Annotated in this window: 18 protein-coding genes and 1 pseudogene; 8 read left to right on the top strand and 11 right to left on the bottom strand. The window is 41.0% G+C overall.

Annotated features, from left to right (window positions below):
- Positions 1-185: pseudogene (locus tag PR683_RS13765) on the bottom strand (hypothetical protein); the annotation flags it as partial.
- Positions 186-618: 433 nt separating this feature from the next.
- Here PR683_RS13765 and typA point away from each other — a divergent pair.
- The gene (typA, locus tag PR683_RS13760; protein ID WP_004262702.1) at positions 619-2,442 is read left to right on the top strand and encodes a ribosome-dependent GTPase TypA; all 1,824 of its coding nucleotides are present in this window, start codon (positions 619-621) and stop codon (positions 2,440-2,442) included.
- Positions 2,443-2,518: 76 nt separating this feature from the next.
- On the opposite strand, the gene PR683_RS13755 is transcribed toward typA, so the two are convergent.
- Positions 2,519-3,121 carry a hypothetical protein gene (locus PR683_RS13755; protein WP_109912874.1) on the bottom strand — a complete coding sequence of 201 codons (603 nt, stop codon included), beginning with the start codon at positions 3,119-3,121 and terminating at the stop codon, positions 2,519-2,521.
- A gap of 350 nt (positions 3,122-3,471) precedes the next feature.
- On the opposite strand from PR683_RS13755, the gene yihX reads away from it, so the two are divergent.
- The 3 genes from yihX to fabY all read left to right on the top strand — a co-directional run bounded on the left by yihX (position 3,472) and on the right by fabY (position 5,523).
- Positions 3,472-4,086 carry a glucose-1-phosphatase gene (yihX, locus tag PR683_RS13750; protein ID WP_004266093.1) on the top strand — a complete coding sequence of 205 codons (615 nt, stop codon included), beginning with the start codon at positions 3,472-3,474 and terminating at the stop codon, positions 4,084-4,086.
- A gap of 61 nt (positions 4,087-4,147) precedes the next feature.
- Complete coding sequence (gene dtd, locus PR683_RS13745; protein WP_004266092.1) at positions 4,148-4,585, top strand: D-aminoacyl-tRNA deacylase; 438 nt, start codon at positions 4,148-4,150, stop codon at positions 4,583-4,585.
- A 23-nt stretch (positions 4,586-4,608) separates the two neighbouring features.
- Entirely contained in the window at positions 4,609-5,523 is a 915-nt protein-coding gene (fabY, locus tag PR683_RS13740; protein ID WP_196718851.1) for a fatty acid biosynthesis protein FabY, read from the top strand.
- 79 nt (positions 5,524-5,602) lie between these two features.
- On the opposite strand, the gene PR683_RS13735 is transcribed toward fabY, so the two are convergent.
- Positions 5,603-7,357 (bottom strand): AsmA family protein, encoded by a 1,755-nt coding sequence (locus tag PR683_RS13735; protein ID WP_240105550.1) that lies wholly within the window; start codon positions 7,355-7,357, stop codon positions 5,603-5,605.
- Positions 7,358-7,483: 126 nt separating this feature from the next.
- On the bottom strand, positions 7,484-8,872 hold the full coding sequence (locus PR683_RS13730; protein ID WP_004266089.1) for a uracil-xanthine permease family protein: 1,389 nt from the start codon (positions 8,870-8,872) through the stop codon (positions 7,484-7,486).
- A 235-nt stretch (positions 8,873-9,107) separates the two neighbouring features.
- Here PR683_RS13730 and gltS point away from each other — a divergent pair, with 235 nt between their 5' ends.
- Positions 9,108-10,322: a sodium/glutamate symporter gene (gene gltS, locus PR683_RS13725; protein ID WP_004266088.1), complete on the top strand. Its 1,215-nt coding sequence runs from the start codon at positions 9,108-9,110 to the stop codon at positions 10,320-10,322.
- A 97-nt stretch (positions 10,323-10,419) separates the two neighbouring features.
- Here the strand turns inward: gltS and recG are convergent, their stop codons facing one another.
- Genes recG through gmk form a run of 5 tightly spaced genes read right to left on the bottom strand, consistent with a single transcriptional unit; the run spans position 10,420 to position 16,345 of the window.
- Positions 10,420-12,501, bottom strand: coding sequence for an ATP-dependent DNA helicase RecG (recG, locus tag PR683_RS13720; RefSeq protein ID WP_004266086.1), 2,082 nt, complete (start codon positions 12,499-12,501; stop codon positions 10,420-10,422).
- A gap of 15 nt (positions 12,502-12,516) precedes the next feature.
- Positions 12,517-13,230 carry a tRNA (guanosine(18)-2'-O)-methyltransferase TrmH gene (gene trmH / locus PR683_RS13715; RefSeq protein WP_109912877.1) on the bottom strand — a complete coding sequence of 238 codons (714 nt, stop codon included), beginning with the start codon at positions 13,228-13,230 and terminating at the stop codon, positions 12,517-12,519.
- Positions 13,231-13,252: 22 nt separating this feature from the next.
- Positions 13,253-15,370: a bifunctional GTP diphosphokinase/guanosine-3',5'-bis pyrophosphate 3'-pyrophosphohydrolase gene (gene spoT, locus PR683_RS13710; protein ID WP_004266083.1), complete on the bottom strand. Its 2,118-nt coding sequence runs from the start codon at positions 15,368-15,370 to the stop codon at positions 13,253-13,255.
- Positions 15,371-15,389: 19 nt separating this feature from the next.
- Entirely contained in the window at positions 15,390-15,665 is a 276-nt protein-coding gene (gene rpoZ / locus PR683_RS13705) for a DNA-directed RNA polymerase subunit omega (protein ID WP_004262665.1), read from the bottom strand.
- Between the two features lie 56 nt (positions 15,666-15,721).
- Positions 15,722-16,345, bottom strand: coding sequence for a guanylate kinase (gene gmk / locus PR683_RS13700; RefSeq protein ID WP_004266082.1), 624 nt, complete (start codon positions 16,343-16,345; stop codon positions 15,722-15,724).
- 352 nt (positions 16,346-16,697) lie between these two features.
- Between gmk and ligB the strand changes: the two genes are divergently transcribed.
- Positions 16,698-18,422, top strand: coding sequence for an NAD-dependent DNA ligase LigB (gene ligB, locus PR683_RS13695; RefSeq protein ID WP_272526691.1), 1,725 nt, complete (start codon positions 16,698-16,700; stop codon positions 18,420-18,422).
- Between the two features lie 17 nt (positions 18,423-18,439).
- Here the strand turns inward: ligB and PR683_RS13690 are convergent, their stop codons facing one another.
- Entirely contained in the window at positions 18,440-19,054 is a 615-nt protein-coding gene (locus PR683_RS13690) for a trimeric intracellular cation channel family protein (RefSeq protein ID WP_004266070.1), read from the bottom strand.
- 122 nt (positions 19,055-19,176) lie between these two features.
- Between PR683_RS13690 and PR683_RS13685 the strand changes: the two genes are divergently transcribed.
- A complete protein-coding gene (locus PR683_RS13685) occupies positions 19,177-20,505 on the top strand; it encodes a DUF3748 domain-containing protein (protein WP_196720009.1) in 1,329 nt (442 codons plus the stop codon).
- Between the two features lie 302 nt (positions 20,506-20,807).
- Here the strand turns inward: PR683_RS13685 and PR683_RS13680 are convergent, their stop codons facing one another.
- On the bottom strand, positions 20,808-21,122 hold the full coding sequence (locus tag PR683_RS13680; RefSeq protein WP_109912881.1) for a YceK/YidQ family lipoprotein: 315 nt from the start codon (positions 21,120-21,122) through the stop codon (positions 20,808-20,810).
- Positions 21,123-21,512: 390 nt separating this feature from the next.
- On the opposite strand from PR683_RS13680, the gene PR683_RS13675 reads away from it, so the two are divergent.
- A complete protein-coding gene (locus PR683_RS13675; RefSeq protein ID WP_109912882.1) occupies positions 21,513-23,171 on the top strand; it encodes a putative transporter in 1,659 nt (552 codons plus the stop codon).
- The last annotated feature ends 312 nt before the right edge of the window (positions 23,172-23,483 follow it).

The following is a 23,483-nucleotide window of genomic DNA, read 5'->3' as shown; positions in this document are numbered from 1 at the left end:
CCATGACGGCCTTCACCGTGGCAGTGTTCACCGTGCCCATGGCGGTCATCACCATAATAGTCATCTCCGTGGTTGCAATGTTCGTGACTATGACGGCCTTCATTGTGGCAACATCCACCGCGATGGCCATGTTGATTTTCATCATGGCGTGCATAATATACATGACGACAAGATTTAATTAGCATATAGTTACTCCTTAGTTTGTAACTTTAGATATATCGAATTTGTTTTCTGGTTTTACTATATTTAGATATATCTAATTAGTCAATTTAGATATATCTAAATAACGCAAAAAGATATTTAAACTGGTAGTTAAGAAAGAAAGTCTATTTTTTGTTCTTTTTTTGGGCTGCTAATATTAAGTTTTTAGCGTATTATTCTGTCACTTCGTGGTTTCGCAGAGATGATGCTCATTATTTTGTGAGGGAATCTGGCACTGTTACGCAACTGAATGTTTTTTCGCTAAAAACTTTTTATACAGTGATGGGTTTCACATTTATTCCACTTGTGCGGAAAAACGTGTAAAATAACAGCAAATTAACGTAGAAAGTATGTTTTGGGTGTGAATAACGGCTCAGTAAGCATATTCCTTTCCTGTCAATTAAACGGTAAAAATCCTTGTCAATTCAAAATTTAAGAAACATCGCCATCATCGCTCACGTTGACCATGGCAAGACCACACTGGTTGGTAAATTATTGCAGCAATCAGGCACGTTCGGTGAACGTGAAACTGTTGATGAGCGTGTTATGGACTCCAATGACTTGGAGAAAGAGCGTGGTATTACTATCCTTGCTAAAAATACCGCTATCCAATGGAATGGTTATCATATCAATATCGTAGACACCCCAGGTCACGCCGATTTCGGTGGTGAGGTTGAGCGCGTTATGTCTATGGTTGACTGTGTACTGCTGGTTGTTGATGCGATGGATGGCCCAATGCCACAAACTCGCTTCGTAACGCAAAAAGCGTTCGACCACGGTTTACGTCCTATTGTTGTTATCAATAAAGTTGACCGCCCAGGCGCACGTCCTGATTGGGTTGTTGACCAAGTATTCGACTTATTCGTGAACTTAGGTGCAACGGATGAGCAACTCGATTTCCCTATCGTTTATGCATCTGCATTAAACGGTATTGCTGGTCTTGACCACGAAAACATGGCTGAAGACATGACTCCACTGTACGAAGCTATCGTGGAACACGTTGCGCCACCAGCGGTAGATATCGATGGTCCATTCCAAATGCAAGTTTCGCAATTGGATTACAACAGCTATTTAGGTGTTATCGGTATTGGTCGTATCAAACGCGGTGTTGTTAAGCCTAACCAACAAGTAACGGTTATCGATAGCGAAGGTAAAACTCGTAACGGTAAAATTGGTAAAGTTCTGACTCACTTAGGTTTAGAGCGTATTGACTCACAACAAGCGGAAGCGGGTGACATTGTTGCTCTGACCGGTTTGGGTGAACTGAATATCTCTGACACCATTTGCCAAGTCGGTAGCGTTGAAGCACTGCCTGCATTAGCGGTTGATGAGCCAACAGTTAGCATGTTCTACTGTGTTAACACCTCACCATTCTGTGGTAAAGAAGGTAAATTCGTGACTTCACGTCAGATCCTTGACCGTTTGAATAAAGAATTGGTTCACAACGTTGCACTACGCGTTGAAGAAACTCAAGACCCAGATGCATTCCGCGTTTCTGGTCGTGGTGAGCTTCACTTATCTGTTCTGATTGAAAACATGCGTCGTGAAGGTTTCGAATTAGCCGTATCTCGTCCAAAAGTTATCATTCGTGAAATCGATGGTCGTAAACAAGAGCCGTTCGAACAAGTGACGTTAGACGTTGAAGAACAGCATCAAGGCGACATCATGAAAGCATTAGGTGAGCGTAAAGGCGACCTGCGTGACATGATGCCAGACGGTAAAGGCCGTGTACGTCTTGATTACGTCATTCCAAGCCGTGGTCTGATTGGCTTCCGTACTGAGTTCATGACAATGACATCAGGTACTGGTTTACTGTACTCAACGTTCAGCCATTACGATGATGTTCGCCCAGGCGAAATCGGTGGCCGTCAAAACGGTGTTCTGATCTCTAACGGACAAGGTAAAGCGGTTGCTTATGCACTGTACAGCCTGCAAGACCGTGGTAAGCTGTTCTTGGGTCACGGTGCTGAAGTGTATGAAGGCCAAATCATTGGTATTCACTCACGTTCTAACGACTTAACTGTTAACTGCTTAACTGGTAAAAAACTGACTAACATGCGTGCGTCAGGTACTGATGAAGCGACAACTCTGTCACCACCAATTAAAATGACTCTGGAACAAGCTCTTGAGTTCATTGATGATGACGAATTAGTTGAAGTGACTCCGCAGTCTATTCGTCTGCGTAAACGTCATTTGACTGAGAACGATCGCCGCCGTGCAAACCGTTCTAAAGAAGACTAATTACCATGATGTAATGTTGTTTATTACTTTATTGTAGTTATGAGTGTAGTAAGGCGCCTTTCGGCGCCTTACTTATTTATAAAGGCTTATCTTTTTTCATAAAATACAGTGATGAAATAAATAGTCCGATAATTAAAGGGATTTCGTACAATTCTTCGATAAGGCTTTGAAGTTCAGAATGATATAGAAAAACTGAACTGAGAAACCTATGGTGTTCAACACTGTCTGAAATTAAAAAAGCACACAGGGTTAGTAGTAGGCTCCAAAGTGGAATAGCCGTGTTTTTTAGGTGAAAAACAATACTTTTTCTTAATGGTGAAGCACATAGCATCAAAACTAAACTGCTAATCAAGGTAATAGAAATTAGCCTGAAATAAGTGTGATCCAGATTAGGGAAAAATTCTCGTCCCCAATTTGTTCCTCTGCCAAATAATGTTACCCACCAGATAGTTGCCCATAACCAAAATAATTTCATTCCCTGACTTTTTTGCTGTAATGGTCTCATATAAAACCAAGTGAAAAAGACACAAAAAATTAGAGTGGCGGATTGAAAATGTTCAATAACTTTTGTTGTAAGGTCGATATTGAAATTCAGAGGGAAATAATTAAATAATGGAATTAAAAATAAACTTCCCCATAGAATAGCAATCGGCCAAGAGATTGTTTTATCTATTTTCATAGTCTGGCTTTTATATTTTAAGATTTATTTATTACTGATAATGCATTGATATCAGCTCACATTGCTTATGTGTAACTTGCTACGTACAAGCCATTATGCAAAAAGCCGATAGTGGGACTTAACATTTAGTATCAAAAACCGAGAGTGTGGTGTGAAATAGCACCTTTGGGATAAAAAGCGTTTTCTCGATAACAGAATAAATCGGCTGGTTTTCTGCTCATTAATTGCGCTAAGTGTGGATTGCTTAATCGATAAATTGACAAAATAACGTGAATTATCACTAATTAGGGCTGTTCAGTTGCCCGAATAATGATTAAAGTAAATTTAGTGAATAACAATGAGGAAAATTTATGCTGTATATCTTCGATATGGGTAATGTGATTATTGATATCGACTTTAATCGTGTATTTGATAAATGGTCTGAACTCAGCGGCACACCAAGTGAAGAAATCAAATCACGTTTTACTTTTGGTAATATCTTTCAATTACATGAGTGTGGAAAAATTTCAGACATCGAGTTTGCTGAGCTGCTTTGTGAAGAAATGGACATTACACTAAGCTTTGAAGACTTTGCTGAAGGCTGGCACGCTATTTTTATTTCGTTACGACCTGAAGTTATTGACATTATGGAACGCCTACGTGAACAAGGGCACCGAGTGGTCGTTTTATCGAATACTAATCGCCTACATCTCGACTACTGGCCAGCACACTACCCAGAAATTGCAGCTTCCTCCGATTTCTTATATTTATCCCAAGATTTAGGCATGCGTAAGCCTGATCCTGAAATTTACAAATATGTACTGCAATCCGAAGAGTTTGATGCTGCAGATGCTATTTTCTTTGATGATGTCGAAGAAAATATAAAAGCCGCAGAAGCCCTTGGTATTCGCAGTATTCATGTTGTGAATAAAGACACCATTCCTGAATATTTCCGCACTTACGATTTTAGTGCAGAAGTTGAATAATATCCTGATTTTATAGTGGGGCAACGGCTAACGTTGCTCCATCTTTTTGTAAAGAGTCATCATGATTGCATTAATCCAGAGAGTCACTCATGCGAGTGTAGTTGTTGATCAGAAAATAGTAGGACAAATAAATGCTGGGCTGCTGGTTTTGCTTGGTGTCGAAAAAGATGATGATGAACAGAAAGCCAAACGTTTGTGTGAAAAAGTATTAGGCTACCGTATTTTTAGTGATGAACAAGGGAAAATGAATCTCAATGTTCAACAAGCAGGTGGTAGCTTGCTGGTGGTTTCTCAATTTACTTTAGCAGCGGATACCAAAAAAGGTATGCGGCCTAGTTTTTCAGGGGGGGCAGAACCTGAAAGGGCAGATACTTTGTATCAATACTTTGTTGAACAAAGTCGCCAACAAGGGGTTGAAACACAAACGGGTGAATTTGCCGCTGACATGCAAGTGAATTTAACCAATGATGGCCCTGTCACTTTCTGGCTACAAGTGTGAGTCCATTTTTAAAGGGGGAAGCGATGTACCATTTACGTACACCGAAAGACGATATTGAATTTGCAACTTATTACCATTTTCGCTGGGAAATGTTGCGAAAACCGTTTAATCAACCCCTAGGTTCTGAAAAAGATGGCTATGACTTAACGGCACACCATCAAATGGTCGTCGATGATAAAAACCGTATTCTTGCCATTGGTCGTTTGTATATTAATGCTGACAACGAAGGCGCTATTCGTTTCTTAGCCGTTAACCCGGCAATGCAGGGAAAAGGGCTTGGTAAGTTGATTATCATGGCGCTGGAATCTGTTGCTCGGCAAGAAGGGGTAAAACGCATTGTATCAAGCGTTCGTGAAGAAGCAGTTCCATTTTTCAATAAAATGGGGTTTGAAAATCGAGGGCAAGTAGCAGGGCAGCTAAAAACGCCAGTGCGCCATTACTTGATGATCAAACCCATTGAGACATTAGACCAAATTCTGCATCGCCCAGACTGGTGTGGCGAGTTACAACAAGCCTGGTATAAGTATATTCCATTGAGTGAAAAAATGGGTGTCCGAATCGACCAATACACAGGAACTCGTTTTATTACCACCATGCCAGAAGCGGGCAACCAAAACCCTCATGAAACCATATTTGCAGGGAGCCAATTTTCATTAGCTACCCTAACAGGGTGGGGGCTGATTTGGCTATTAATGCAAGAACACCAGCTTGGTGGTGATATTGTGTTGGTCGATGCCAGTATTCGTTATGGTAAGCCAGTAAGCGGTAGGCCGACAGCAACTGCGGACTTAGCCAATATGAGCGGTGACCTTGACCGCTTAGCGCGAGGTAGCAAGGCGCGAGTAAAACTGAACGTTGAGGTTAGTAACCCTGATGGTAAAGTAGGCGCTGTATTCAGCGGTGTTTATATGGTGTTACCTGTAGAAACAGTCAAGTAAAGTTACCCATTGAATATTAAAAAAGAAAGGCAGGTTCGATTGACCTGCCTTTTGTATTTCTATGAATTGACAGTTTTTATTAATTGCTAAGTGCGGGGAGCGGTTCTGCCAAAGAAGGCTCAGTAGGCTGCAAATCGGTTTCGGACTCTACTGAAGAGGTGACAACCCCGTTCACAACAGTACGGAATAGACGTTTACCTTGCAATGGTATGGCCATCAATTCCCCATTCAAACTTTTTTCCACTGATGGGGCGAGCAAATCACCTTGTAATGTTGCATCAAAGTCACCGATGACTTGAGCGGGGAAGCCTGCCCAACCCCATTGATTTAAATCAACGAGGTCAATATTAGAACCTGATGCTCTCAGTAAAAAGGGAACTTTTTTCGGTTCTTGCTTTACCAGCAAGCCAATTTTACTGATGCCTTTATCGGTACTGACCGTTAAGCTCACCGCCGCTGAGGATTTACCACTTTGACGTACTTCAATAAATGGCCGGCGTACGAGAACTTGGTTGATTGTGCCGCTATCTGCAGTAAATGTCGCTTTACCGCTCCAAATTCCCCACTGTTTTTGTTTAATCAAATCGACATTTTCGATATTGCCGCTTAGAGCGGTCAATTCGAAAGGAAATTGTGCCTGGATATTCATCAAAAGTGATTGAGAAAGGGTGAACTTTTTGATGTTTAAACCAGATAACCACGTTGGGGTTGGTTCTGCGAAGAAGGACAACCAATTTTCAGGTAAGGTATATAAGATACCCGCGAGTTTACCTTCGTCAATGGTTAGTATTTGATCATTACGTTGCCAAGACCCACTGAGATTAAAGACACCTTTATTATAGTAACCCGATAACTTATTGATATTAAGGCTGTCGCCATTGATACTTAGCTCACCAATTAAGGTACTCAGTTGCTGGTCTTTTACGACGAATTGGTCGACATTAAAGCTAATATTGCCTTTGGGATTAGTCCAGCTTCCTCTTAAGAAGCTGAGTTGGTCAATTTCGGTACTTAAGCCAGAAAGTGCCCAATCCCTTCCTTGGATATCAACGTTGGTTAATTCTACCTGTTTGACCTGCAGCGATTTTTCACTCGTTATTGCATCAAATAGTGAATCGAAATCAACATTATTTTCCCAGCCGACTTTATTCATGGTGAGGGAGTCAACCATGATAGAGCCATCGCTAAGTACCTTCCCAGCACCCGCAATATAGCCATTATTTAAGTAGGCACTTGCTTGGCTTATTTCTGTTCCTTGCTGCTGCAATTTACCAGTAATGGCAACATTCTTGAAGGAAAGGCCATTGAATTTTAATTGGTTAGAGGTAAATCGAAAATCACCGTAACCAAAAGGGGATTTTTCGGCTGGTTTCCAAGGGGTAATTCCTCCCGTGAAGCCAGTGACTTGCACAGTATCGTTGTCTTTTTTAAGCGTAATTTGGCTATTTTCAAATTGCAAAATATTTGCAGAAATAGGGAACAGCACCGTATTTGGTAAGACGGTTGTCGATAATGTTCCTTGAGTGATAACTAAACGTTTGATAGCCGTACCGCTAAATAGGTTTCGCCAATTAATATCAATTACGACTTGTCGTGAATCTAAAGAGAGATCGCTGTTTTTAGACGTTAATTTAACATCTTGGAAAATGAATTCACCGGGGTTAGAAAACTCATGTCCCATAATTCCTACATCAATATCGTAGTCGGTAAATTTACTTAAAAATTGACTGGAGTAGGATGCACCCCAACGGGTTTGTAGCCCGATATAAGTAAAAATAAACAATAGCAGCAGTAACAAAAGTGCATAGGTAGTAAATTTGATTAACCATTTCACAGTTTACTGCTCCTTTGGTTTGTGGACGAATAGACACAAAAAGAAACCGTCTAATATAGCGACAATTTAAGGATAGCATACAGAAAAACCGCCAGAATGTTCAACACTGGCGGCTAGAATGAAAGATTATTTTTCGAGAGGGAAGACTAAATTCAGAACAATTGCAGTTAAACCACCCGCAGCAATCCCCGAAGAAAATAATGTTTTTAGCCAGTCAGGTGCGAATTGTAAAATCAAAGGTTGTTGTGAAACGCCCATACCCACTGCGAGAGAAAGGGCGATAATCATAATTGCACGGCGATTGAGTGGCTCGCGAGAGACTATCCTTACACCTGAAGCGGCGATGGTACCAAACATCACAATGGTTGCTCCGCCCAGCACAGGTTCGGGAATTTGTTGCACGAAGCCTGCAACGGCAGGGAACAACCCTAATAACACCAACATTAAAGCGACAATGTAGCCGACATAGCGGCTTGCCACCCCAGTTAATTGGATAACACCGTTGTTCTGCCCAAAGCAAGAGTTAGGGAAAGTATTAAATACCGCAGAAACCATTGAATTCAAACCATTGGCGAGTACGCCACCTTTAATTCGTTTCATGTATAAAGGGCCACGAACAGGTTGTTCTGATACGTCAGAAGTGGCGGTAATATCACCTATCGTTTCTAAGGAAGTCACCATAAAAATAAGAATTAATGGGATCAACAGGTTCCAGTCGAATGATAAGCCATAATAAAAAGGCTCAGGGACAGTAATAATTGGCTGATTGGCTTCCACGGGTTGCGCATTTGGCAACATATCCATCCACCAAGCGGCAAGGTAGCCAACCGCCATCGCGATGACGAGAGAAGCAACGCGCAAGTAAGGGTTTTTCTGGCGATTCAAGAGGATAATAACGGCTAATACAATCCCCGCTAAAATCAAGTAATCAGGGGAACCAAAAGTATTGTCACTAATAGCACCATAGCCACCACCAATGGACGTTAATCCCACTTGAATTAAGGACAATCCAATAATCATCACGACCACGCCAGAGACCAATGGTGTGATAACGCGACGTGCTAAATGTAAGAAGCGTGAAAGAATGACTTCAGTGAGTGCGGCGACGAGTAAAGTACCAAACAAAGCTGCCATCATGGATGGGATATCAGCACCACCTTGCTTGAGTGCAACACCTCCCATAATTAAAGGTGCAACAAAGTTAAAACTGGTTCCTTGAATCGAAAGCAGGCCTGAGCCAATAGGGCCCCACGCGCGAATTTGAATTAAAGAGGCAATACCGGAGGCAAATAAAGACATACTGATGATGCGCTGAGTGTCGTGGGCTGGTAGCCCCAAAGCTTGGCAAATCAGCATTGCAGGGGTAATAACTGCGACAAACATCGCAAGAAGGTGTTGCCCGGCAGCAAACAAGGCTTGCGGCAGCGGTGGGCGGTCTTCTAATTTGTAGATGAGTTCGCTTTGCGTTTGTGTGGTCGCTTCAGTAGTTTGTTTTTCAGACGTCGCAGTATTCATTGCCTTCATTTCTCGCCAACAAAAAACGCATTGTAATGCGAGGAATTTAAAAAGCAATCGTTTGCGCGTAAAAAATATTGATCAATGTTAAATAAGGCTGTCACATTTTTATATCTTTTAACTTGTATTTATAACAGTTTTTTTTTCTAATCCTATAACCTGCTTTTGGCGTTTTAAGGAAGAAATTAACGTCTTACTAGTTTTTGATAATTTTAACAACAGACGAGGTACGTGAATGTATCATCTCGATGTCTACGGTACACTGGTAGCAGCTACCTTAGTATTATTGCTTGGGCGTAAACTGGTCAAATCAGTCCCTTTTCTTGAAAAATATACAATCCCTGAACCCGTTGCGGGTGGGTTGTTAGTTGCTTTTAGTCTTTTATTGCTTAAACAATTATTTGACTGGAGCCTTTCTTTTGACTTATCACTGCAAGAACCTATGATGCTGGCATTTTTTGCCACAATTGGTCTTAATGCCAACCTTGCAAGCTTGAAGGCTGGCGGTAAGGCATTGTTTATCTTCATTTTTGTAGTTGTCGGTTTATTACTTGTCCAAAATACAGTAGGGATTGCTCTTGCTGAATTATTGGGATTAGACCCTCTCATGGGGCTGTTAGCTGGCTCAATTACCTTATCCGGTGGTCATGGAACTGGTGCGGCATGGGGGAAAATTTTCACTGAAAATTATGGTTTCCAAAGTGCAACAGAAGTTGCAATGGCTTGTGCTACATTTGGGTTAGTTCTTGGTGGTTTAATCGGTGGACCTGTTGCACGTTTTCTAACGCGTAATATCCCAACGCCTGGAACGGCTGAAGATGATAAAGACGTTCCAACTGCATTTGAAAAGCCACAATCCGGCCGCATGATCACTTCAATGGTTTTAATTGAAACTATTGCATTGATCGCTATTTGCCTATTGGTGGGGAGCTTTATTGCAGGTCAGCTCGCTGACACGGTGTTCGCGTTACCTAAATTTGTGTGTGTATTATTTGTTGGGGTGATTTTAAGTAACAGCCTTTCTATCCTTGGCTTCTATCGCGTGTTTGACCGCGCAGTTTCTGTTATGGGGAACGTCAGCCTATCGTTATTCTTAGCGATGGCTTTGATGAGCTTGAAGTTATGGGAATTGGCGTCATTAGCAATTCCAATGATTGTCATTCTTGCAGTACAAGCCTGTGTGATGGCGGGATACGCTATTTTTGTCACTTTCCGTGTGATGGGCAAGAACTATGATGCTGCTATTTTAGCCGCTGGTCACTGTGGCTTTGGTCTTGGGGCTACACCAACAGCAATTGCGAATATGCAAGCAGTAACGGATAGGTTGGGTCCATCCCATCTTGCGTTCCTTGTGGTACCAATGGTTGGGGCTTTCTTTATTGATATTGTTAATGCGATAGTCATTAAATTGTATTTAATGTTGCCAATATTCCCAACGATTGCTGGGTAGTTTTTATTTAATAATAAATCAAGTAAAGCAGGTATTGCCGTGAAAATATTCACGGCAATTTTCATTTTAAGGAACGGATAAAAAGAAGATATAAGATTTAAGCGTGACTGTATTGTTCTCGCTCAGGTAACCAACGCTCAATAAGCTGTTGCGCATTCTCGGGGTAATTTTGTTGAATATGGCGTGCAAGGCGTTGCACTTCTGGCAACATATATTGGTCACGTAATAAATCAGCAACTTTAAATTCTGCATTTCCTGTTTGCCTAGTACCCAATAATTCCCCAGGCCCACGAATTTCGAGATCTTTTTGTGCGATAACAAAGCCGTCATTGCTGTCTCGCAACACTTGTAGTCTTTGTTTCGCGGTATGGGTTAGCGGGGTTTTGTACAGTAATACGCAGTGAGATGCGATAGCTCCTCGGCCGACTCGCCCTCTTAGTTGGTGCAACTGAGCTAAGCCAAGGCGCTCAGGGTTATCTATAATCATTAAACTTGCATTAGGGACATCAACGCCGACTTCAATGACCGTTGTAGCGACAAGCAGCTGAATTTCATTTCTTTTAAAGGCTGCCATAATACTTTGTTTTTCAGCAGGTTTCATCCGACCATGAACTAACCCTACTTTCAATTCAGGTAATGCCAGTGTGAGCTCTTCGCAGGTCACTTGAGCCGCTTGTGCTTCTAATAATTCCGAGTCTTCAATGAGCGTACAGACCCAATAGGCTTGGCGGCCTTCTTCAATACAGGCTTGACGAACGCGTTCAATAATATCGTTACGGCGAGTGTCTGGTATGGCGACAGTGGTGACAGGCGTTCGACCTGGAGGAAGTTCATCGATAACGGAGGTATCTAGGTCTGCATAAGCTGTCATCGCCAATGTACGTGGGATTGGCGTAGCGGTCATGATCAATTGATGAGGGTGATACCCTTGTTGTTCACCTTTTTCACGCAGAGCGAGCCTCTGATGAACGCCAAAGCGATGTTGCTCATCAATTATAACAAGCCCCAGAGCTTTAAAGCTCACTTGCTCTTGGAAAATAGCGTGTGTTCCCACTATCATCGCAACTTCTCCATTTGCGATAGCATCTTGCTGTGCCTGACGTGCCTTACCCTTTTGTTTACCTGCGAGCCAACCGACTTTAATGTCTAAAGGTTCTAACCATTGTTTGAACGTATTGGCATGTTGCTCTGCAAGAATTTCGGTAGGAGCCATCAAAGCCACTTGTTTGCCATTCTCGATGGCACAAACGGCTGCTAAGGCTGCAACGAGAGTTTTCCCTGATCCCACATCCCCTTGAATCAAGCGCATCATAGGGGCGTCTTTAGCGAGGTCTGCTTCAATTTCGCCAACAACACGGTTTTGTGCATTTGTTGGTGAAAACGGTAATTGCGCGAGTAACTGAGATTTTAACTGACCACTTGTCACTAAAGGTTCAGCATATAGGCGTTCGTTGCCTGCACGGATGGCTAGCATGCTGAGATGGTGAGCGAGTAGCTCTTCGAGGATTAACCGTTTTTGAGCTGGGTGGTGTCCTTTTTCAAGTTCACTCAAAGCAACATTCGGGGGAGGGTTGTGTAATAAGCGAATGGCATCTGGTAAGCTTATCATGCCCCGGCTAAGTTCTTCCGGTAATAACTCCTTTATGTTCCCACTATCGAGTAATCCTAGCGCTTGCTCCATGACTTTACGTAAAGTCACTTGGCGAACACCTTCAGTGGTTGGATAAACGGGTGTTAAGTTCTCTTGCAAGCTGATATTGCTAGTATCTTGCGAAACTTTATATTCAGGGTGAATTATTTCTGGCCCTGTATTTCCTCTGCGAACCTCCCCATAGGCAGTGACCTGTTTTCCTTCCGCTAAGTTATTTTTCATTGCCGCTGAAAAATTAAAAAAACGTAAAGTGAGGTTGCCTGTGCCATCGGAAATTAAGCAGGTCATCATTCTTTTGCGGCCAAATACGACTTTAGTTTGCAGTATTTCACCAGTAATCGTTGCAGTCGTGCCGGGTAGGAGATCTTTTATTTGATATAGACGGGTGTGGTCTTCATAGCGCAAAGGAAAATGGAGAAGAAGGTCTTGAACGGTGTTCAAACCGATTTTACGCATTTTTTCTGACTGGCTTGCTCCAATTCCGTGCAATGAAGTCAGTGAAATGGTATCAAGTAGCCCATTATTCATATTATTTCCTTTTATTTAACCAAACTGCTGTCTTTTCATTTTTTCGGTTAATTGCATTTGCGCCCACCACGTGTCATCAGCTTCAATTTGCCCTTGGTTATTGATAAATGGGCGAGGAAGTCCCTTACGTTTAGCAACTTCAGCCAGTACAGGATAACCGCCTTCAAATAACCAGGTTTGTTGCTCATCAGGTGAGAGTAGACAATGTTCACGCTCGTACATACCCGCTTGCTGCCGTTGCCTTTGGGCTTCATATAAAATCAACGCAGAAGCGACGGAAACATTCAAAGATTGCACCATGCCAGCCATTGGAATGATAATGTGTTTATCAGCCAATGCGAGGGCTTGTTGTGAAATCCCGGTTTTCTCTTGTCCCATCATAATACAAGTTGGCAAAGTATAATCAATTTCACGAAAATCAACGGCATGTTCCGACAAGTTAGTTGCCAAAACCTGCATGTTTTGTGATTTTATTTGGGAAATTGCTTCTTCGGTGGATGTGTGTGAAATAATTTTAACCCAGCTATTACTCCCTGCAGCAGAAGAAACGGACAGTTTGACTTGTTGGTCAGGCCAAATAGCATGAATTTGATGGATCCCTACGGCATCGGCACTGCGTACAATGGCAGAAACATTATGCGGTTTATGAATTTCTTCGAGGCAGAGAGTTAGGTCGGGCTGCCGCATCGCCATCATTTGGCAAATGCGGCGATAGCGGCGTTCATTCATAGTTATTAATTAGGTATGGTCGTTAATTACGGTTTCGGCTAACACGTAGAACGTCAGGCATAATACGGATTTTCCGCATTACGTTTGCCAATTGAACACGGTTTTTAGTCGTAAGGCGAATAAAGGCACAATATACACGGCCATCTTTTTCTTCTGTATTCATACTCTGAATACTTGAATTGGCATCATTAATAGCGGCAGTTAAATTCGCTAAAGCACCTTGATGGTTAATCATATCGACTTTAATTTCAGCAATGAAATCAGTATCTGTGTCGTTATCCCACTCTACGGCCATAAATTTATCGGGTTCTTTTTGGTAACCACGGATGTTACGGCAAGACTCATGATGGATAACCAGACCTTTTCCAGGGCTAATATGCGCAACAATTGGGTCACCGGGAATTGGACGGCAACATTTTGCGAAAGTAATAAGAACGCCATCAGCTCCTTTAATGGATAGTTTATTGCGGCTTTCGACAACGGCCTGTTCTTCCGGTGTATTTTGTGGGTTGTTTTGTAAATTACGTGCAACAACCACACTCATGGCATTACCCAACCCAATTTCAGCAAGCAAATCATCGATAGAATGCAACTTCATACGGGCTAATTCTGCATCAATATTGGCTTGAGGGATATCAGTGAGTTTATTTCCTGCCCCTAGGGCATGGTTGAGTAAACGACGACCTAAATTAATAGAGTCTTCACGTTTTAAGTTTTTCAATAACTGGCGAATTTTAGCTCGTGCTTTTGAGCTGACAACAAAATTGAGCCATGCCGCATTTGGACGTGCGCCAGGTGCGGTAATAATTTCGACAGTTTGGCCGCTAGTCAGGGATTGCGAAAGCGGGTAAGGCTGGCGATCAACGCGTGCGCCCACGCAAGCATGACCAATATCTGTGTGCACCGCGTAGGCAAAGTCAACAGGTGTGGCACCAGTAGGTAACTCCACAATGCGGCCTTCAGGGGTGAAAACGTAGATTTCATCTGGAAATAGATCCGATTTAACGCTTTCAATAAATTCAAATGAGCTACCTGCACTTTGTTGTAACTCAAGTAGGCTTTGCATCCAACGTTGAGCTCTAACTTGTGCAGTAGTACCTTGTTCTCCCTGCTCTTTATAGGCCCAATGTGCAGCAACGCCCATCTCAGCCATTTGGTCCATGTCTTCTGTGCGAATTTGCACTTCGACAGGCACACCATGTGGCCCAATGAGAGAGGTATGTAGCGATTGATAGCCGTTGGCTTTAGGGATGGCAATATAGTCTTTGATACGCCCCGGGCGCGGTTTGTATAAGCTATGCATTTGACCCAAAACGCGGTAGCAAGTATCCACATCTTTCACAATTACCCTAAAAGCATAGATATCCATAATGGAATGGAAGCGTTGCTCTTTTTGGTGCATTTTGCGATAGATAGAATAAAGGTGTTTTTCTCTGCCACTTACGCGACAAGGAACACCTGCCTCGGTTAGCCTACCGTCAATTTCCGAAAGAATTTTTTGGATCATCTCTTTTCGGTTACCGCGAGCAGCCTTGACGACTTCCTTAATAACACGATAACGGTTGGGATATAACGCTTCAAAACCAAGCTCTTCAAGCTCTGTTTTAATGTGGTGTATACCTAGCCTGTGGGCTAACGGGCTATATATTTCAAGGGTTTCACGTGCAATGCGTCGACGCTTATCGGGCCTAAGTGACCCTAACGTGCGCATGTTGTGAGTGCGGTCTGCCAGTTTTATCAAAATGACACGGATATCTTTTACCATTGCCATGATCATTTTGCGGAAGTTTTCTGCTTGAGCTTCTTTTTTGTCGCGAAAGTTGAGCTTGTCTAGTTTGGATACACCTTCAACGAGACCGGCGACGGTGGTACCAAACAATTCTTCTATATCTTGAAATGTCGCTGGAGTATCTTCAATCACATCATGAAGTAGCGCTGCCATAAGTGTTTCATGGTCCAAACGCATCTCAGCAAGAATACAAGCAACAGCAACTGGGTGAGTAATATAGGGCTCACCACTCGAACGGGTCTGTCCTTCATGGGCATCCCGTGCAACAACATAGGCTTTTCTTAGTAATTCAACTTGTTCTTTAGGAAGATACTTTTGAATGACTAAATTAAGGCTTTCAAACAGATACAAGGCAGACCCACCTTAGTGATTAGCGACGACCTTCAGCGATTGCAGAAACTGCTTGCATTTCAGCCGCTTCTTGCTCTTGCTGTTCTTGGCGTTCACGCACATCTAAAATGTGACCGTTGATTAAACCTTCTTCTACTTCACGTAATGCGATAACAGTATATTTATCATTTTCTTCAGGAACTAAAGGGTCTTTTCCACCCGTTTGTAACTGACGAGCTCTACGTGCCGCAACCAATACGAGGTCAAAACGGTTACCAATTTTCTCTACTGCGTCTTGAACAGTTACGCGTGCCATAAGTGTGCTACTCCAAAGAAATAAAAAAATGACCTGATATGATACTGAAACTATGCTCAGTCTGCTAGTAATTTGCTGATTAAAGCATCATGTCGCTGAACTTGACGCTCTAACTTTAAACGCTCAGTACGGATGATAGATTGTAAATCGCTCAGCGCGGTATTGAAATCATCATTAACAATAAGGTAATCATACTCGTTGAAATGTTCAATTTCACCTACTGCTTGTGACATACGTTTTTCAATAACGTCATCGCTGTCTTGTCCGCGCCCTCTTAGGCGACGATAAAGTTCATCTTTTGATGGTGGGAGAATAAAAATGCTGCGTGCTTCAGGCATTGTAGCCCTAATTTGCTGCGCTCCCTGCCAATCGATATCAAGAAAAACATCAACACCGCTGTTTAATACATCTTCAATGATGGGTTTTGACGTCCCATAATAATTCCCAAAAACGCATGCATGTTCTAGGAATTCACCTTTGTCGACCATTTGTAAAAAATCAGTTTCAGATACAAAAAAATAGTGCTCGCCGTGAACTTCTCCTGGTCGTGCAGCTCGAGTTGTATGAGAAACGGAAACCTGAGTGTCATACAGTGGTTGTGTTTTTAATAAAGCCTGAATCAGACTTGATTTCCCTGCACCACTAGGGGCAGAAACAATATATAACGTGCCTTGTATCATGATGATTTCTTGAATAGTCGAGGATTAAACATAAAAGATGGCGATAAACCCGACATAGTATACACGGACTTGCATCAACATGCAGCGATATCAATAAATCATGAATTTTAATTAAATGAATTTGATTAGTAACTAAATTGCGAACAGGCTCGAGAAATTAACTTATTACTCATGAAAGCAACATTCGTTTTGCGAAGCTTTTTACAAATAATTCATTTTACGGAGGCAGAGTGAGGGAAGTTGTTTCATGCTTAGCGAATGAGGGCAAAATACTTTAAAGGAATGGCATCCCAATGGATTAGTAATAACTGGGATTAGTAATAACTGGGAATAGTTATAACAAGGAATAGTTATGATTTATATTTTGTATGGTTATTGGTCAGCGTCAGCTTATAGGTTAGGTGGGGTAATCGTTGGGGTAATGGTATGTATTAATATTGCCCAAGCATCGCTGCAAGGTGCTATTAATGAACAGTGTGCAGAACAAAATAGTAAAATAATAAGGCAGGAGAGTTATCGGCTAGGTAAACAATTACAGCAGTGGAACCAAACTTACCGTTTGGCTGGTAGCAGTTCCATTAGTGACGAAGCTTATGATCAGCTCTTTAATTTGTGGCGTTCTTTACAGCGATGCCAGCAACTCCCTGAAGTGTTACCAGACGTACAACTACCTGAAAAATCAAAGTTAGCTACACACCCTATTCCTCATACAGGGTTGAAGAAACTCAATGAATTAGAGGTTTATAACTGGATAAAAACACGTAAAAACATTTGGTTACAACCTAAAGTTGATGGTGTAGCGGTAACGTTGGTTTATAAGAATGGGAAGCTTGTTTCTATGATTAGCCGAGGAAATAGCATTGAAGGAATAGAGTGGCGAGCAAAAGCAGACTTTATTCCTGCGATACCTAAACAAATTAAATATTCAGGGATGTTAGTCCTTCAAGGTGAACTATTTTGGCGTATGAATGGGCATATTCAAGCTAAAAGTGGGGGAGTAAACGCTCGTAATAAAATTGCGGGGTGGTTAATGCGAAAAAATACCCCAACCGTTCCCGAAGAAAATATTGGTATTTTTATTTGGGCATGGCCTGCGGGAGATGCTAATCCAAAAACACAGTTAACACTACTTTCTGAGATAGGTTTTCCGTTAGCTGAGCAATATAGCCATAAAGTTGAAAATAAAACCCAAGCTAAGCAACTGAGGGAATACTATTATCAAGGTCAACTACCATTTGCTACTGATGGTGTAGTACTTAAAAATTTTCCAGCGCCAGCGGCATCAGCTTGGCAATCAAAACAAAATAGTTGGGCAATTGCCTGGAAATATCCATTACGTAGTGTGTTATCAGAGGTCACTAAACTCAAATTTAATATAGGTAGAACAGGAAGGGTTAGTGTCGTTACCGAGATAACCCCCATCAATATTGACTCAAAAACTATTTCAAAGGTAAATGCTGGCTCGTTATCATCATGGGAAAAACGAGATTTAATTGTTGGAGATAAAATACTTGTCTCTCTTTCAGGGCTTGGAAGTCCAAAGATTGAAGAAGTTGTTTGGCGGCGAGAGAAGCGCGAATATCCAAATGTATCAACATTCAAGCAATTTCATGCACTCAGTTGCCTGGCTTATACGGAGTCTTGCTCACAGCAATTTGTCGCAAGGTTAACATGGCTAGGTAAACAACTCAGTATTCGAGGCATAAATGAAGCTACATGGCGCCAGTGGGCTGAGAGGCATAATCTTACTCAACTAACAACTTGGTTGTCAGAACAATGGCAAAACGATTTACCTAAAGGTAAAAAGCACCAAATGTTAGTAAAGCAACTGAAAATGGCAAAGGCTCAACCTATTTCGCTGTGGTTAAAAGGCCTAGCGATTCCACTACCTAAATTACAAATAGAAAGGGTGAATGATATAGGTATGCTGTATGACTCTTCATGGGTTAACAGTATAAATTTGACTGAGCTGCAAAAGAAAAAATTAGCTAAATGGTTAGCGGAACCGGAAATTCAATCTATTTTGCGAATTTTGTCAGATATGCAAGCTACTCAGCCATCAATAGCAAACGATTAATGGCTGAAACAGTGAGGCTAATCTTGATTTTCGTAATTAAAGATAGGTAAACCAAGACGATAACGAATGGCTATTAGCCTTGCACTTAAGCCAACAACGAGTGTGATAATTACCACAATATCTTTAGGTAGAGGGGTTTGTAATAGTCCGATATAGATCCAAGCGGCGGCGAAAGAGACACCAGCATAGACCTCTTTTTGGAAAACTAAAGGGATTGTGTTGCACAGCATGTCTCTTAGCACGCCACCAAAAACACCTGTAATCACTGCTGCGATGGCAGCGATGATCGGGCTATAGTTCATATCGAGGGCTATTTGGGCACCGAGTATAGAAAATACAATGAGCCCGATAGCATCTAATATGAGGAATAATCGGCGTAAATGTTTCATCATAGGCGCTATCCAAATTGTCACAATAGCGGCGCCTGCAACAGTCAGGATATACTCAGGGTGTTCCACCCAACCTAAGGGGTAATGGCCAAGTAAGATATCACGGACGGAACCACCACCGATTGCCGTCGCAGATGCAATAATGATGACGCCAAAGACATCCATTTTTCGCCTGCCAGCTGCAAGTGCTCCAGTCATGGCTTCTGCGGTGATACCAATAATATAAAGTACACTTAATAACATGGTAGTTTTGTTCAAGACTAAGGTTATTGCTAAAGGGTAATATTACTTGTGAAACTTCTCGACTGAGATTTTCTAGTATTGACTAAACTAGATTAGTTAAAATAATCCGATAGCGATATTAAATGATGTCAAAGGATAACAGATTGAATAATAAATTGCCCTATAAAGAAACACGTTTAACATACGATGAGCGAAGCCATCAACTAACGAACATTAATGTTTGGACTCCAGATAGCGAATGGTTAGCTTATGATATACGACCAAACGGTAGTTCTTTTACTGGTTTATCTATAGAAAAAATTCATGTAAAAACATTACAGACCGTTGAAATTTATCACGCAAGCCATGGGGCTCACGTTGGGGTGGTAACGGTAAGTCCTCAACCACCAATTCAATATGCTTTTATCCATGGTCCTGAGCATCCAGATGAACAGTGGCAATATGACTTTCACCATCGAAGAGGGGTGTATGTCAAAGAAGAGCAATTAAACGTAGCTCACCCAATTGATGCAATGTGTATTACCCCTCCTTATTTAGTGGGTGCATTACGTGGAGGCACTCATGTCCATGTTTATAGTCCAGACGGAAAGTGGCTGAGTTTTACCTATAACGACCACGTAATGCATGAATTAGATGTGCAATTAGACCAACGAAATGTTGCAATTGCAGTGCCTATTGGGCCCGTTAATGTGAGCCCTAAAAAACATTTTCGAGAATATAATGGCGATTACTTTTGTTGTGTTGTGACGCGAACAACGCAACAACCTAAACCAAGCAGCGATGAAATAAGCCGTGCATATGAAGAGGGTTGGGTTGGCCAAAAAGGCTATCAAAAAGAGAATGGAAAGTGGCAGGAAAGAGCGCTGGTGTTTATTGGCGATACTCATTCTACAGATGGAGAAATTATTCCTGAGATCTACATTGTCGATCTGCCTTCACAGCCGGAGGATTACATGGTTGCGGGGGAATTACCTATCCAAGGAACAGAATCCAGTATGCCTTCTCCACCAAAAGGTATACAGCAAAGGCGCTTAACCTATACGTACAATAGAAAATTTCCTGGTTTATCAAAAACCCCTAGGCATTGGCTTAGAACTTCGCCAGATGGTAAATCGATCGCTTGTTTAATGAATGATGATAGCGGTAATGCTCAGTTATGGTTAGTTGATACGCTAACTGGAATACAAAGGCAAATAACGCATGGTTCTTCACCCATTCAGTCTGCTTTTAGCTGGGATAGTAAAGGTCAGAACATTTGCTTTATTCGTGACAATAGTGTCATGTATTGTCATGTCGAGACCGGAGCCATACAAAAATTAACGCAACGGACTGAGCTTGCCCCTGTTGTTGATGCAGTTGTATTTTCACCTAATGATGAGTTGATCGCATTTATGCGTGATATTGATGGATTTAGGCAAATTTATACAGTAGAAACCGGTTTAAATCGGTAAATGCAATAATTAGATTATTACAATTACGGGTACAAAAATTCTGGTTAACTTTTCTATTCGTAATTGTTTTGATTTGGCTCTAATTGGTATTTAGAACACTTAATTGCTAATTATTCATATGTTGAGTACAAAGAAACTTATAAATAAAATATTTAGTTAAAAATGGTTCTTATCAAAATAAGATAATAATTAAAGAAGTATTATATAAATGATTACTCAGATCTTAGATTAAAAATAATGTATTAGTAAATACATTTATTACACAGTAAAATTTTAATTACAAACGTTTGATTTAACCTAAATTATTTTTTAGTTTTATCTTTCTTTTCAAGTTCTTCTAGGCGTTTTTTTGGTGAACCAGCTTTATCATCATTACCCGATTTCGCGTAATCTAAAGGAATTAAAAGAGTATCCATAACAACAGAGAAAGGTAAATCAATAGCAAGCAAAGGCTTAACAACCCAGCCAGTTTCATCATCTTTAATCATTTTAATACTATTTTTCGAACCAGGGTAATAACCTTCTGATGGGCCTGCATGAGTCATAATACTCGAGCAACCACTCAAAATAAGCGGTGCGATAAGGAAACATAATCGTATTGAAATTAAACTCGGCATAGACGTTGTTAACCTGTATTTAGCTTGTTATTCCTAATATTGACTTATAATAACGAAAAACAAGAAATTCACAATAATAGTATCATATTATTATTTTATTTAACCGTATGTATTTTTTTAGTTAATAGTTTACTTGTATCTATTAACTAAAAATGTTTGTCTTCAGTATCTATTAGATGAATAATAAATAACGTTAAGAAATAAAGACATACTATTTTATATTTGTTATCAGTTTGAAAATTCTAAAAAAATAGATCATTTATTCATTCTGAACTGTGCTCTATGGCACATATTACCCTTATGCTATTTGGCATAATCGATTCAGTAGTATGTTTTATCACCTATTTGGGTGTGTTTAACGGGTAACTTGTCGTCAAAAGGATGCGGTCTATGAGTGAATTAGCTCTTACTGTAAGTTTGTTGGCGTTAGCTGCTGCTTTAGGGCTATGGATTGGTAATTGGAAGATCCGTAGTGTTGGGCTGGGAATTGGTGGTGTCCTATTTGGGGGGATCATCGTTGGGCATTTTGCTCAAAGTTACGGCTTACAACTAAATAAAGACATGCTGCATTTTATTCAAGAATTTGGCTTGATACTGTTTGTATACACGATTGGTATTCAGGTTGGACCTGGATTTTTCTCCTCTCTACGTGTTTCTGGTCTCAAACTAAATGGTTTCGCGTTGATGGTTGTTGTCTTAGGTGCGGTGGTAACAGCAATCATATATAAAGTCGCAAATATTCCATTGCCGATTATCTTAGGTATTTTTTCAGGGGCAGTAACGAATACGCCATCTTTAGGTGCTGGTCAGCAAATTTTAACTGACTTAGGCTCTGACCCTAATCTAATTGGCCAAATGGGAATGGGCTACGCCATGGCTTACCCTATGGGAATTTGTGGCATCTTACTGGTGATGTGGTTAGTACGCATCATCTTTAGAATTTCAGTAGAAAAAGAAGCTTCTGCATTTAATAATTCCTCTTTTCAACAGCGCGACTCTCTGCAGACTATGAATATTGCCATTCGTAACGCCAATCTTGATGGCTTAATTATGCAAGACATCCCACTACTTGGTAGCGAAGCGATTGTTTGTTCAAGATTAAAACGTGGAGACATGCTCGTTGTTCCTCAACCCACAACAGAAATACATTTAGGTGACTTATTGCACGTTGTTGGTTTAAAAGATGATTTAAATAAAGTTCGCTTAATATTAGGCGAAGAAGTTGATGCATCTCTGTCTACATCAAGCTCTATTTTACATTCCGTTCGTGTGGTTGTGACGAATGATGCTGTACTAAGTAAAAGGCTTAAGGACTTAAATTTAAAACAAAAATATGACGTTGTTGTGACACGATTAAACCGTACGGGTATTGATTTAGTTGCTAATAACAATTCAGTTTTACAATTTGGCGATATTTTAAATATTGTTGGTCGGCCTGAATCAATTGAAGCAGTCACCGCTTTATTAGGTAATGCAAAACAAAAACTACAGCAAGTTCAAATGTTACCTGTGTTCCTTGGAATCGGGCTAGGGGTTGTGCTGGGCTCAATACCCGTTTTTGTTCCTGGTTTCCCAGCAGCGTTGAAACTTGGACTAGCAGGAGGCCCACTAGTTGTTGCATTAATTCTTGGTCGTATAGGGACTATTGGGCGCTTATATTGGTTTATGCCTCCGAGTGCTAACCTTGCGTTAAGGGAGCTAGGGATTGTCATGTTCCTTGCAGTGGTAGGGCTCAATTCTGGTGGTGGCTTCATTGATACTTTAATTAAAGGTGATGGGTTGACTTGGATTGGCTATGGGTTATTGATTACGTTTGTACCGTTGTTTATTACAGGTGTAGTAGCTCGAATTTTTGGCAAAATGAACTATTTAAGCCTTTGTGGAGTGCTAGCGGGTTCCATGACAGACCCTCCTGCATTAGCATTCGCAAATAATATACATTCGACCAGCGGTGCTCCGGCATTATCTTATGCAACGGTTTATCCATTAGCGATGTTTTTAAGAATTATTTCACCTCAATTGCTGGCTATTTTATTTTGGGCTGTTTAGTACCCATATGATGATCAACCAAAATTTTATTGAAATTTTAAAAATTATAATTTTTTCAATGTGATAAGTGAGTTTCGATAATTGGAGTATAAGCGAGTAATGAAAGGTATCACGATATATAGGGGCAAAAAGTGCTTTTGTTCAAGCAATGACCAAATAGAAAAGATGTTCTAATAGTTTTGAATGATATTCGTATTGAAAAGTTAATTTGATTTCAATTACGGAGTTCTCGCTAATTTTTAGCCCTTTCTACATGAAAGGGCTTTTTTTTTACCTAACTATTGTAATAACAGGGTTAAAACCCTTGTTATT

It is taken from the genome of Providencia sp. PROV269 (assembly GCF_028477785.1).
GTDB lineage: Bacteria > Pseudomonadota > Gammaproteobacteria > Enterobacterales > Enterobacteriaceae > Providencia > Providencia rettgeri.
The sequence above is the reverse complement of the archived record's forward strand: the minus strand, read 5'-3'. Positions and strand labels throughout refer to the sequence as shown.